This is a genomic window from Luteimonas gilva (genome assembly GCF_005239095.1).
Classification (GTDB): Bacteria; Pseudomonadota; Gammaproteobacteria; order Xanthomonadales; family Xanthomonadaceae; genus Luteimonas_C; species Luteimonas_C gilva.
Genome location: NZ_SZUA01000001.1, coordinates 475,729 through 488,594, shown reverse-complemented (window position 1 = coordinate 488,594; position 12,866 = coordinate 475,729). Strand labels below are relative to the sequence as shown.

Below are 12,866 nucleotides of genomic sequence, written 5' to 3'. Positions count from 1 at the left end.
GTTCGGCGTAGCGATATCGCTCAGGATTGCGAGGAAAGAAGCCGCTTGTTACGCGAACGCCGCAATCGGCAACGATCGCGGCTTCGCCGAACCCTCATCCGGCGCTGCGCGCCACTTTCTCCCGGCGGGAGAAGGAAGAGCTTCAAGCCGGCGGATGCTGCTCCGGCGGAGCCGTGCCGACATCGGCGCCCTCTTCGGCCTGTTCGCCGTCCAGCGACGCATCCAGCCGTTCGATCGCCTGCAGGCTTTCGTCGTCGGCCAACCGGATCAGGGTCACGCCCTGGGTATTGCGGCCGACTTGCGAGATTTCCGCGGCGCGGGTGCGCACCAGGGTGCCGCCGTCGGAAATCAGCAGCACCTCGTGGTGGTCGCTGAGCTGGATCGCGCCGACCAGCTTGCCGTTGCGGGCGGTGGTCTGCAGCGCGATCACGCCCTGGGTACCGCGGCCCTTGCGCGGATAGTCCTCGACGGGGGTGCGCTTGCCGTAGCCGCGTTCGCTGGCGGTCAGGATGTCGCCATCGCCTTCCACCACGACCAGGCTCTTCACCGCCTCGCCCTCGGCCAGACGGATGCCGCGCACGCCGGTGGCGGTGCGGCCCATCGCGCGCACTTCGCGTTCGGCGAAGCGCACGGCCTTGCCGTTGGAGGCGAACAGCATCACGTCGCGTTCGCCGTCGGTCAGCGCTACGCCGACCAGGGCATCGCCTTCGTCCAGGTTGATCGCGATCTTGCCGCGCTGCAGGCGGTAGGCGAACTCGGGCAGCGGCGTCTTCTTGACCGTACCGTTGCGGGTGGCGAACAGCACGAACTGGCCCTCGGCGTACTCGCGCACCGGCAGAACCGCCTGCACCTGCTCGCCTTCCTCCAGCGGGATCCAGTTGATGATGGGACGGCCGCGCGCGTTCGGGCCGGCATCGGGCAATTGATGCACCGACAGCCAGAACACGCGGCCGGCGCTGGTGAAGGTGAGTAGCGTGTCGTGCGTGTTCACCAGCCACAGCTGGTCGATGAAATCCTCGTCCTTGGTCGCCGCCGCCGAACGGCCGCGGCCGCCGCGGCGCTGGGCGCGGTAGGCGCTGGCCGGCTGGCGCTTGGCGTAGCCGGCATGCGACAGGGTGACGACCACGTCTTCCGGCGCGATCAGGTCCAGGATGTCGAGGTCTTCCTCGCTGGCGCGGATCTCGCTGCGGCGCGCGTCGCCGAACTCTTCCTTCACGTTGCGCAGCTCGGTGCGGATGACTTCCATCAGCACATCGGGATTCTCGAGGATCTCGATCAGGCCACGGATGGTCTCCAGCAACTGCTTGTATTCGTCGGTGAGCTTCTCCTGCTCCAGCCCGGTCAGGCGGTGCAGGCGCATTTCCAAGATTTCCTTGGCTTGCGCTTCGGACAGCTGGTAGCGGCCGTCGATCAGGCCGATCGACTTGGACAAATCCTCCGGACGCGAAGCTTCCGCGCCCGCCGCGCCCAGCAACGCGCCGACCAAACCCGGTTCCCAGGTCTTGGCCAGCATCCGCTCGCGCGCTTCGTTCGGATTCGCCGAGGTCTTGATCAGCTCGATCATCTCGTCGATGTTGGCCAGCGCGACCGTCAAGCCTTCCAAGATGTGGGCGCGGTTGCGCGCCTTGCGCAGCTCGAAGATGGTCCGGCGGGTCACCACTTCGCGGCGGTGGCGCACGAAGGCTTCCAGCATCTGCTTCAGGTTCAGCAACTGCGGGCGGCCGTCGACCAGGGCGACCATGTTGATGCCGAACACCGATTCCATCGGCGTCTGCGAATACAGATTGTTCAGCACCACGTCGGCCGAATCGCCGCGCTTGACCTCGATGTAGATGCGCATGCCGTCCTTGTCGGACTCGTCGCGCAACTCGCTGATGCCTTCCAGCTTCTTCTCTTTGACCAGCTCGGCGATCTTCTCGATCAGCCGCGACTTGTTCACTTGGTATGGGATCTCGGTGACGACGATCGCCTCGCGGCCGCTGTCCTCGTTGACTTCGATCTCGGCGCGGGCGCGCATGCGCACGCGGCCGCGACCCGTGCGATAGGCCAGATGGATGCCGCCGACGCCGTTGATGATGCCGGCGGTGGGGAAATCCGGACCGGGGATGTGCTGCATCAGGCCGTCGATGTCGATCTGCGGATCGTCGATCAGCGCGATCGTCGCCGAAATCACTTCGTTCAAATTGTGCGGCGGGATGTTGGTGGCCATGCCCACCGCGATGCCGGCCGAGCCGTTGACCAGCAGGTTCGGGAACCGGGTCGGCAGGACCGTCGGCTCCTGTTCCTTCTCGTCGTAGTTGAGCTGGAAGTCGACGGTTTCCTTGTCGATATCGGCCAGCAATTCGTGGGTCAGGCGCGTCATGCGCGCCTCGGTGTAACGCATCGCCGCGGCTTCGTCGCCGTCGACCGAACCGAAGTTGCCCTGACCGTCGACCAGCAGGTAGCGCAGCGAGAACGGCTGGGCCATGCGCACCAGAGTGTCGTACACCGACTGGTCGCCGTGCGGGTGATACTTACCGATCACGTCGCCGACGATGCGCGCCGACTTCACGTGCGGCTTGTTGGCGTGAGTGCCGAGCTCGTTCATCGCGTACAGCACGCGCCGGTGCACCGGCTTCAGGCCGTCGCGGACGTCGGGAAGCGCGCGCCCCACGATCACGCTCATGGCGTAATCCAGATAGCTGCGGCGCATCTCGTCTTCGAGATTGACGGGGATGATTTCCTTGGCGAGTTCGGCCATCAGGGGTCCGTATTAAGAAGGTTTTGCGCGCCCGAAAACGGCGGGCGGACCGGAGTCCGCGACGCCGGAAATCGGCCGGATTCGGAGACGTGAAATCATACCACAGAACGGGGTTGTGAAACCATAGGAAAATCGCGAAAAAACAATGACTTGCGCGGCGTTTACCCGGCCCTGTACGGCACCCGTCTCAGGCCATCTGCGACGGGCGCGGCTTGGCCTCGAAAAAGCTGACTTCCGTAGAGTCGAGCTTGCTCAATTGCTTTTGCTCGGAAAGGCCCGTCGGATCGAACAAAAGCAGTCGAGCAAGCTCGACTCTACGGTGAAAGCTCGGCGAATGGCACGAAAAGCAGTCGAGCAGGCTCGACTCTACGTTTAGGCGGCGCCGAAGACGGCGCGCATGCGTTCGGGATTCGGATGCTCGACGATGCCCTTCTCAGTGACGATGGCGTCGATCAGCTCGGCCGGGGTCACATCGAACACCGGGTTCCAGGCCTGGATGCCGTCGGCGACGGTGCGGCTGCCGGAAACGCCCAGCAGTTCGCTCGGGTCGCGTTCTTCGATTTCGATCTGGTCGCCGCTGGGCGTGTCCATGTCGACCGTGGACGACGGCGCGACCACCATGAATTTCTTGCCGTGGTGATGGGCGGAAATCGCCAGCTGGTAGGTGCCGATCTTGTTGGCGGTGTCGCCGTTCGCGCAGATCCGGTCGGCGCCGACCACCACCCAATCCACCTGCCCGCTCTTCATCAGATGCGAAGCGGCGGCGTCGGCGATCAAGGTGGCGTCGATGCCGTCCTGCTGCAGCTCCCACACCGTCAAACGCGAGCCTTGCATCCAGGGCCGGGTTTCGTCGGCGAACACCTTGCCGATCCGGCCTTGCGCCACGCCGGCGCGGATCACGCCCAGCGCGGTGCCGAAGCCGGCGGTGGCCAGCGAGCCGGTGTTGCAGTGGGTCAGCACGCCGCTGCCAGAGGCGATCAGGCTCGCGCCCATTTCGCCCATGCGCCGGTTGGCGGCGAGATCTTCGGTTTCGATCGCCCGCGCTTCGCGCTCCAGCGCATCGCGCCAATCCGCGCCCGCACCGGTCAGCGCACGGCGCATGCGGGCGAGCGCCCAGGCGAGATTCACGGCCGTGGGACGCGCGGTATTGAGCCGTTGCAAAGCGGGTTCCAGCTTGGCGGCCGCCTCCGCACCGTCGCCCGCTTCGATCGCGCGCGCCGCCAGCACCGCACCCCAGGCCGCGGCGATGCCGATCGCCGGCGCGCCGCGCACGGCCAAAGCATGGATGGCGGAAGCGACCTCATCGCTGCTGGCGCAGCTGAGATATTCGACCGTGAACGGCAATTTGCGCTGGTCGAGCAATTCGAGCGCTGCGCCGGTCCAGCGGATCGGGCGGATGCGATCGTAACGGTCGTATTCGATAGCGTTGGTCATACCGCTAGTTTAGCAACCGTAGACGACGGTTGCTTTTCGTAGGAGCGGCTTTAGCCGCGAGCTTTTTCTCGCAAATCCTTGCGATGCCGCGATTTGAAGGAAGAGCTCGCGGCTAAAGCCGCTCCTACGAAAAGCCCGCTCTCTGGAAGACCTCGCTGCCGTGCTTTAGCGCACTTCGAACTCCGCCCGGCATCCGCTGCGCACCCACACGCCTTCCCGATCCCAGCCCCAGGATTGGTCTTGGATGCAGGCCGAATTCGACAATTGCCTGACCATCCGCACGCTTTCGCCGACGGCGACCGGACAACGCCGTTCGTTGCCGCCCTTGGATTCGCAGCGCACGAAATCCGGCCCTTGGCCGTAGCGCGTATCTTCGGCTTCGCTGCGCACGCCGCCGGCGACGCGGAATTCGCCGCGGCAGCCCTGCGCCACCCAGACGCCGCGATTGTCGCGTCCCCAGCTCATGTCGCGAATGCACGGGCTGCGCGAGAGCTGCTTGATCAATTCGACCTGGCCCGGCGCTTTCAATGGGCACAAATGCCAACGGCCGTCGGCCGATTCGCAGCGCATCACGTCGCGACCGGCCGCGCTCTTTGCGCCGAAACCGACCGCGAACTCTCCCCGGCAGCCCTGAGTGACCCACACGCCGTTGCGGCTATAGCCCCAGGTCTGGCCTTCGGTGCAAGCCGAATCCGACAATTGGCGCAACAGCTTCACGCTGCCATTGGTTTCGGCCGTGCACTGGCGGGTGCGACCTTCTTCGGATTCGCATCGGATCACATCGCTCGGCAAGCGTTCGCGATATTCGTCGAGCTTGCTGCCGCTCTGCGCGCGCGCCTCGCCTGCTCCAACCATCGGAGCGGCCAATAACAGCACGCAGCAGTACAGCATATGACGCATGGCGGCCCCTGGATTCGACGCCATTCGACTTTATCGCGCGCATGCGAACGACGCGAGAATATTCGCCGGCGACGCCAGCGGCCGCAAGCCCGGCAGCGCGTTCAGGCTCTGGGAAATGCGAACGCAAGCGCGTCGGCGATGCGGCCGGTGCCGAGCATCGCCATCAGCAGGCGGTCGATGCCCAAGGCGACGCCGGCGCAATCCGGAAGGCCGGCGTCCAACGCCTGCAGCAAGCGCTCGTCGATAGGCGGCTGCGGCAGGTTCCTTGCGCGGCGGCGTTCGAGATCGGCGATAAAACGCCGGCGTTGTTCATCGGCGTCGTTCAGTTCGTGGTAGCCGTTCGCCAGCTCGAGCGGGCCCAGATACAACTCGAAACGTTCGGCCACGGCATGATCGCCCGGCCTGATCCGTGCCAATGCGCATTGCGATGCCGGGTAGTCGTACACCACGGTCAGGCGGTCGACGGGAAACTCGGGTTGCAGGCGATGGGTCATCAGCAGATCGAGCCAATCGTCGCGATCGAGACCCGCAGGGTCGATTTCGACCTCGCCCAACGCGGCGATGAACTGCGGCACGTCGGCGGCGGCAGGGTCCACGTCCAACTGCCGGCGGTACAAATCGCGGTACGCGATCTTCTCCACGCCGGCTTCGCGGCCGACCAAGGCCAGCGCTGCGGCGACCAGAGCCGCGGTTTCGTCGATCAGGCGATGGTGGTCCCAACCGGTGCGATACCACTCCAGCATCGTGAATTCGGGATTGTGGCGGCCGCCAGCTTCGCCGTCGCGGAAGACGCGGCCCAATTCATAGCAATCGCCGATGCCCGCGGCGAGCAGGCGCTTGAGCGGATATTCCGGCGAAGTGCGCAACCAGCGCGTGCGCGGCGCGCCGTCGGTGCGGCCGGAGAATTCGAGCGAAAACGAAGCGATGTTCGGGTCGGTGTTGCCGGCTTGGGACAGCACCGGCGTTTCCACTTCCAGCACGCCGCGTTCGGCGAAGAAAGCCCGGATCAGCGAATACAGCCGGGCCCGCAGCTTGATGGCTTCCGCGTCGGCGCTCGGCCGCCAATCGCCGGCCATTTGGTTCCCTTGCCCGACGATTTGCGAATTCATTCGTGCTTCTTCAGGAATGCCGTCAATGCGGCCTCGTCCCAAATCTCGACGCCAAGCTCTTGCGCCTTGGCCAATTTCGAACCCGCCGCTTCGCCCGCGATCACCAGGCTGGTTTTTTTCGACACGCTGCCCGACATCTTCGCGCCCAAGGCTTCGAGCCTGGCGCCGGCTTCGTCGCGGGACATCGATTCCAGGCCGCCGGTCAAAACGATCGTTTTGCCGGTCAGCGGACCGTCGACCGCGCGTTGCGGCGCGCCTTCGGGCCAGTGCACGCCGTTCTTGCGCAAGGCCGCGATCACTTCGCGGTTGTGCTGTTCGGCGAAGAAATGCGCGATCCGCGCGGCGACGATCGGACCTACATCCTGCACTTCGGTCAACGTCGCCTCATCCGCGGCCATCAGCGGCGCCAGCGCTCCGAAATGGCGGGCCAGGGTCTTGGCCGTGCTTTCGCCGACATCGCGGATGCCCAGCGCGTACAGCAGGCGCCCGAGCGTGGTGTTGCGGCTGGCGTCGATGCCGGCGATCAGGTTTTCGGCCCATTTGCTGGCCACCTTGCCGGCTTTCACCGTTTCCGGGACCGTACCGTCGCGCTCGTCGGCGCGACGCTTCATTTCCAGGAAGTCGTCCACGGTCAGCTTGTAGAGGTCGGCGACCGTTTCTACGTAGCCGAGTTCCACCAGCGCATCGACGAAGCGCTCGCCCAGGCCACCGATGTCCATCGCCCGGCGCGAGGAGAAATGGATCAGCGCTTCCTTGCGTTGCGCCGGACAGAACAAGCCGCCGGTGCAGCGCGCCACCACTTCGCCTTCTTCGCGCACCACCTCCGAACCGCAGATCGGGCATTCGGTGGGCAGCACGTAAGGCTTGTGCAACGGCTTGCCTTTCTTGTCGAGCGGACGCCGCTCCTCGATCACGCGCACCACTTCGGGAATCACGTCGCCGGCGCGGCGCACGATGACGGTGTCGCCGACGCGGACGTCGAGCCGCGCGATCTGGTCCGCGTTGTGCAGGGTGGCGCGGCTGACCATCACTCCGCCCACGTGCACCGGCGTCATCAGCACCCAGGGCGTGATCGCGCCGGTGCGGCCGACGTTGACTTCGATCGATTCGACGACGGTGGCTTCTTCCTGCGCCGGGAACTTGTGCGCCAGCGCCCAGCGCGGCGCGCGCGAGACGAAGCCCATCGCGCGTTGCTGGTCGTAACGGTCGAGCTTGTAGACCACGCCGTCGATCTCGAAGGGCAATTCGTTGCGCCGCTCGCCGATGCGGCGGTAATAGGCCAGCAAGCCTTCCGCGCCCTTCGCGACCTCGGCCAGCGACGATACCGGCAGGCCGAGTTCGCGCAGCCAAGCCAGAGTCTCGGAATGGGTCTTCGGCAACTTGGCGTCGGTCTCGCCTAGCGCGTAAGCGTAGAAGCTGAGCGGACGCTGGGCGGTGATGCGCGGATCGAGCTGGCGCAACGAACCGGCGGCGCCGTTGCGCGGATTGGCCAAAGTCTTGGCGCCGTGCTCCAAAGCCCAAGCGTTGTACTTCTCGAACGCGGCCTTGGGCATGTAGACCTCGCCGCGCACCTCCAACAGTTCCGGCGGCTTGCCGCGCAATTGCAGCGGAATCGCGCGCACGGTGCGCAGGTTCGGCGTTACGTCCTCGCCGGTGACGCCGTCGCCGCGGGTGGCGCCGCGGACGAAGACGCCGTCTTCGTAACGCAAGCTGATCGCCAGGCCGTCGAGCTTGGGCTCGGCGGAGAATTGCGGCGCTTCGTCGCCGGTTTCCTTGCTGATGCGGGCGACGAAATCGCCGACTTCCTCGTCGGCGAAAGCGTTCGCCAACGACAACATCGGCACCGCGTGCTTCACTTCCGCGAATTTGGACGAAGGCTTGTCGCCGATGCGCTGGGTCGGCGAGTTCGGATCGGCCAGTTCGGGATGCTCGGCCTCCAGCGCTTCCAATTCGCGCATCAGGCGGTCGTAATCGGCGTCCGGAATACTGGGGTCGTCGAGGACGTGGTAGCGGTAGTTGGCGTCTTCCAGCTGGCGCCGGAGCTTGGCGATGCGGTCCGCGGGTTTCGGGCTCATCGGCGGATTCTAGCGCGGCCTTCTGGAAATAGGCTTTGTAGGAGCGGCTTTAGCCGCGAGCTCTTTCCGTCGGATCGCGGCGTACCAAACCTTTCGGTCGCGGCGGCTTGCGGGAAGAGCTCGCGGCTAAAGCCGCTCCTACAAAAGCCCGCAATCGCGGCCTCGCAAGAATTACCTCACCAGCGCGGCGAACGCTTGATCGGCGGCGCTTCGTGCTGGCGGTCGTAGGCGCGCATCTCGTCGCGGATGTGGGCGATGCGCTGGCGGCCGAGCGCGTTGCGCTCCTGGTCCAAAACCACACCATTGAGCAGCTCGGCCATGCGCTGCGCGGTCGGCAGCATCGTGTCCCAGGCTTCCAGCGCGGACAGCGGCGCCGGCAAAGTCAGGAAGAAGGCGATGGCCGGCGTCTGCAACGATTGGATCTCGGACATCTCGAAGCTGCCGGGCTTCATGATGTTGGCCACGCTGAAGATCGGCCCGCGTTCCGGATGGCCTTCCGTCAGCCGGTGGAACACGTTCATGTGGCCGAAGGTGAGCCCGGCCTTCTCGGCGGCGACCACGATGTCGGGCCCCTGCAGCTGTTGCCCGGCGCGCGCGGCGACGTAGAGCGAGATGATCTTGTCGAAGTTCTCGCTATCGCGGCGGCCGAGATCGCTGCCCGCCGAGTCGGCCGCATCGTCGATCAAATCGAGCTCGGACTGCTGCACGTTGGCGTCGTCGAAGCCGCCCGCCAGATCGTTTTCGATCTGCGCGCCCAGTGTGGGCTCCATGCGTCCGCTTTCGCGGCTTTTTTCGACGCGGCGGCTCTGGCCGCCCTTGCGCGGGCGGCCGAAGAAGTAGATCGCCGCCACCAGCAACAGGCCCGCGATCAAGATTCCGGTACGCAACAACCATACGTCGGACATCGTTTTCTCCTTGCTGCGGGGAATGGGGACCCAAGGCCCCTACTCCGGATTCCCGTGGATCAGGCCGCTCCGGCCAGGCGCGCGGCCTCGGCCAGGTCGACGGACACCAGCCGGCTTACGCCCGGCTCGCGCATGGTAACGCCGCTGAGCTGGTGCGCGGCTTCCATCGTCGCCTTGTTGTGGGTGACGAACAGGAACTGCACCTTCTCGCTCATCTCCGACACCATCGCGGTGAAGCGGCCGACGTTGGCCTCGTCCAGCGGCGCGTCGACTTCGTCCAGCAAGCAGAACGGCGCGGGGTTCAGCTGGAAGATCGCGAACACCAGCGCCACCGCCGTCATGGCCTTCTCGCCGCCGGACAGCAAGGTGATGTTGGACACGCGCTTGCCCGGCGGGCGCGCCATGATGGTGACGCCGGTGTCGAGCAGGTCTTCGCCGGTCAACTCCAGATAAGCGTGGCCGCCGCCGAACAGGCGCGGATACAGCGCTTGCACGCCCGCGTTGACACGATCGAACGTGTCCTTGAAGCGGCCGCGGGTTTCGCGGTCGATCTTGCGGATCGCGTCTTCCAGCGTTTCCAGCGCGGTGGTCAGGTCGGTGTGCTGCGCATCCAGGTAATCCTTGCGCTGCGCGGCTTCGGCGTGCTCGTGGATCGCGGCCAGGTTCACCGGCTCCAAGCGGCGCAGCTTGGCGTCGAAATCGACCACGGCCCGTTCCCAGACCGCGACATCGGCGTCGTCGGCGAGCTGCGAAACCACGTCGTCCAGCACGAAACCGGCGGCGACGATCGCCTCGGTCAGCTGCTCGGCCTTCAACGACAGCGCCTGCTGGTCCAGCTTGGCTTGCGAGATCGCATCGCGCTGCACGATGGCCTGCTCGTCGCGCTGATGGCGGGTCTGCTCGTAGCCGCGCAATTCGTTGTCGATGCCCTCCACGTCCGCACGCGCGGCGTTTAGACGCTTGTCGGCCTGCACGCGTTTTTCGAGCAAGGCCTGGCGATCGGTTTCCAGCGCCTTGACCGGGTCGTCGCCCTGGTTCAGCTGCGACGTCAATTCGCCCAGGCGTCCGTCGAGCTGGCCGCGCTGGCCCCCCATGCGGTCCAGCGCCTGGGTCAGCGCCAGCACCTGCGCGCGTTGCGACTCGAGCGTGAGCGCCAGCGCGTGCGCGGCGTCGCGCGATTCGCGCGCGGCCGAGCGCGCGGCGTCGCGCGCCTCCACGAAGCGGACTCGCTCTTCGTCCAAAGTGCGGCGCACGTTTTCGAATTCGGCCATCCGCGAGACCGCGTCTTCCTGGCGCGAACGCGCTTCGCGCGATTGTTCGCGGCTGCTGTCCAGGGTGGCGGTCAGCTGCGCGAGTTCGGCGTCGATCTTCTCGATCCGCGCCCGCGCCGAATCCAAGCGGCCCTGATGGCTCTGCAACTGGCCGGCGAGTTCGGACACGCCGCGATGGGCCATATAGGAAGCGCGCTGCGCGTCCTCGCGCTGCTGCTCGGCGGCGAGCAGGCGGTCGCGCCAGGCGACGATGCCGCGGTCCAGCTCGCTTTCGCGCTTCTGCAGCGCTTCGATTTCGGCGCGCAGGTCCTTGATCTCGCGCTCGCGCAGCAAGGCGCCTTGCTTGGCGGCGCCCGATCGCACCATCCGCACCCAGCCGGCGCCCAGGCGCTCGCCGTGGCGGGTGATGACCGATTCGCCCTCGCCCAGCCGCGGCAGCAGCGCGCGCGCCGACGGCAAGTCTTCGGCCACGTGCAATTTGGCCAGCAGGCGGCGGATCGCGGTCGGACCGGCGACCTTGGCCGCGAGCGTACCGGCGGGCGCGGCGAAACCATCTTCCTCAGGCGAAACCAGGGTCAAGCGGCCCTCGGCCAATTCGCCGAGCGCGTCGACCAGTGCTTCGGGCGCTTCGACCAGCACGCCTTCGATCAACTGACCGAGCGCGCCTTCGACCGCGTTTTCCCAGCCCGCTTCGACGACGAGCTTTTCGCCGACGCGCGCCGCGGAATCCAGCCCCTGCTTCTTAAGCCATTCGACCGCCGCGCCCTGCTCCTGGCCGAGCGCCGCGTGCTGCAGCGTTTCCAGCGAAGACAAGCGGCCGCGCATGGTTTGCGCTTGCTTGCGCACTTCGGCCAGCTCGGCCTGGGCGGCGCGCTGCTGATCCTGTAGCGAAGTCAGCGCCTGCTTGCGCGCTTCCACTTCCTGGTCCAGCGTTTCGAGCGAGGATTTCTGCGCATCGTGCTGCGACTGGATCTGGGCGAAGGACGCCGCCAGCGCTTCCAGGTCCAATCCGCTGCGTTCGTTGCTCAGCGCTTCGCGGCGACGCTCGGCGTCCAGCGCCTGGCGATCCAAGTAATCGACGCGCGTGCGTTCGACGTCGCCGGCGCGCGCGGCCTCGGATTGCTCGCGGGCATGCGCGTCCCAACGTTGCTGCCAGTCCGCGAGCGCGGCTTCGGCGTCGCGCAGGGCGTCCTGGCGGGCGCCGTCGTCCTGGCGCAATTGTTCGAGTTGCGGCTCGAGTTCGGCGAGCGCCGCGCGCAGCACGTCCAGCTTGGTTTGGTCGCCGCTGATGTGTTCGCCCAGTTCGGCCAGTTGCTGTTCGGCCTCTTCGCGCGCCTTCTGCAGGCGCTGCGCCATTTCCTGCTGGTGCTGGATCTGCTGTTCGATCCGGGCCAGGTTGCCGCCCACTTCGTAGCCTTCGGCCTGGGCCTTGTTCAAGGCTTCGGCGGCCTCGTCGCGGCGCACGCGGCCGGTTTCCAGCAGACGTTCGGCCTCGCGCTGCTCGGCGATCAATTGCTGCAGCTTGGTTTCCTGCTGCGAAAGCGCTTCGCGGCGCGCTTGCAGCTGCGCGTCCAGGCCGCGGTATTCCAACGCCTTCCACTCGGCGTCCTTGATCTTGCGTTCGGCTTGGATGGCCTGGTACTGCTCGGCCTGGCGCGCCTGGCGCTTGAGATGCTCGAGCTGCTTGCCGACTTCGTCGCGCAGGTCGTTCAGGCGGTCCAGGTTTTCGCGCGTGTGGCGGATGCGGGTTTCGGTTTCCTTGCGCCGCTCTTTGTATTTGGAGATGCCGGCGGCTTCTTCCAGGTACACGCGCAGCTCTTCGGGTCGCGCGTCGATCACTTGCGAAATCATGCCCTGTTCGATGATCGAATAGCTGCGCGGGCCCAGGCCCGTGCCGAGGAACAGGTCGGTGATGTCGCGCCGGCGGCACTTGCCGCCGTTGAGGTAGTAGTTGCTCTGGCCGTCGCGGCTGACGGTGCGCTTGACCGAGATTTCGTTGTAGGCGGCGTATTCGCCGGCGATGGCGTGGTCGGTGTTGTCGAAGATCAGCTCGACCGCGGCTTGCGACACCGGCTTGCGCGAGCTGGAGCCGGAGAAGATCACGTCGGTCAGCGAATCGCCGCGCAGCCGGCTGGCCGCGCTTTCGCCCATCACCCAGCGGATGGCGTCGATGATGTTGGACTTGCCGCAGCCGTTGGGACCGACGATGCCGGTCATATTGGTGGGCAGGTGAAGGGTGGTCGGCTCTACGAAGGATTTAAAACCGGACAGCTTGATGGTGGACAGGCGCATGCGGCGGTGTTTTCTCTCAGGCTCGATGCGTCCCGCCGTGCCGCGCGCGCATCTGGTTCAAGTGTAATATGTGAATATTTCGCTAAATTATTGATTCATATAGCGAGAATCCGGCGATTTCGCCGGAGCTTCACAGAGTA

The 12,866-nt window shown here is 65.9% G+C and carries 7 protein-coding genes; all 7 read right to left on the bottom strand.

Going from position 1 to position 12,866, the window contains the following annotated elements; all coding sequences use genetic code 11:
• Window positions 1-142: 142 nt before the first annotated feature.
• The 7 genes from gyrA to smc all read right to left on the bottom strand — a co-directional run bounded on the left by gyrA (window position 143) and on the right by smc (window position 12,726).
• Entirely contained in the window at window positions 143-2,740 is a 2,598-nt protein-coding gene (gyrA, locus tag FCE95_RS02195) for a DNA gyrase subunit A (RefSeq protein ID WP_137265355.1), read from the bottom strand.
• Between the two features lie 372 nt (window positions 2,741-3,112).
• Window positions 3,113-4,174, bottom strand: coding sequence for an S-methyl-5-thioribose-1-phosphate isomerase (mtnA, locus tag FCE95_RS02190; RefSeq protein WP_137265354.1), 1,062 nt, complete (start codon window positions 4,172-4,174; stop codon window positions 3,113-3,115).
• A gap of 165 nt (window positions 4,175-4,339) precedes the next feature.
• Entirely contained in the window at window positions 4,340-5,074 is a 735-nt protein-coding gene (locus tag FCE95_RS02185) for a DUF3011 domain-containing protein (RefSeq protein ID WP_137265353.1), read from the bottom strand.
• 101 nt (window positions 5,075-5,175) lie between these two features.
• Window positions 5,176-6,150: an EF-P lysine aminoacylase EpmA gene (epmA, locus tag FCE95_RS02180; RefSeq protein ID WP_137266412.1), complete on the bottom strand. Its 975-nt coding sequence runs from the start codon at window positions 6,148-6,150 to the stop codon at window positions 5,176-5,178.
• A gap of 29 nt (window positions 6,151-6,179) precedes the next feature.
• A complete protein-coding gene (gene ligA / locus FCE95_RS02175; protein WP_137265352.1) occupies window positions 6,180-8,258 on the bottom strand; it encodes an NAD-dependent DNA ligase LigA in 2,079 nt (692 codons plus the stop codon).
• A 176-nt stretch (window positions 8,259-8,434) separates the two neighbouring features.
• Window positions 8,435-9,163 (bottom strand): cell division protein ZipA, encoded by a 729-nt coding sequence (gene zipA, locus FCE95_RS02170; RefSeq protein WP_137265351.1) that lies wholly within the window; start codon window positions 9,161-9,163, stop codon window positions 8,435-8,437.
• Between the two features lie 59 nt (window positions 9,164-9,222).
• Window positions 9,223-12,726, bottom strand: a complete 3,504-nt coding sequence (gene smc / locus FCE95_RS02165; RefSeq protein ID WP_137265350.1) for a chromosome segregation protein SMC — start codon at window positions 12,724-12,726, stop codon at window positions 9,223-9,225.
• Window positions 12,727-12,866 lie beyond the last annotated feature (140 nt).

Coding starts and splice junctions, on each gene's coding strand:
- mtnA (WP_137265354.1), bottom strand. CDS start 4,174: ATGACCAACGCTATCGAATACGACCGTTACGATCGCATCCGCCCGATC.
- epmA (WP_137266412.1), bottom strand. CDS start 6,150: ATGGCCGGCGATTGGCGGCCGAGCGCCGACGCGGAAGCCATCAAGCTG.
- smc (WP_137265350.1), bottom strand. CDS start 12,726: ATGCGCCTGTCCACCATCAAGCTGTCCGGTTTTAAATCCTTCGTAGAG.
- FCE95_RS02185 (WP_137265353.1), bottom strand. CDS start 5,074: ATGCGTCATATGCTGTACTGCTGCGTGCTGTTATTGGCCGCTCCGATG.
- zipA (WP_137265351.1), bottom strand. CDS start 9,163: ATGTCCGACGTATGGTTGTTGCGTACCGGAATCTTGATCGCGGGCCTG.
- ligA (WP_137265352.1), bottom strand. CDS start 8,258: ATGAGCCCGAAACCCGCGGACCGCATCGCCAAGCTCCGGCGCCAGCTG.
- gyrA (WP_137265355.1), bottom strand. CDS start 2,740: ATGGCCGAACTCGCCAAGGAAATCATCCCCGTCAATCTCGAAGACGAG.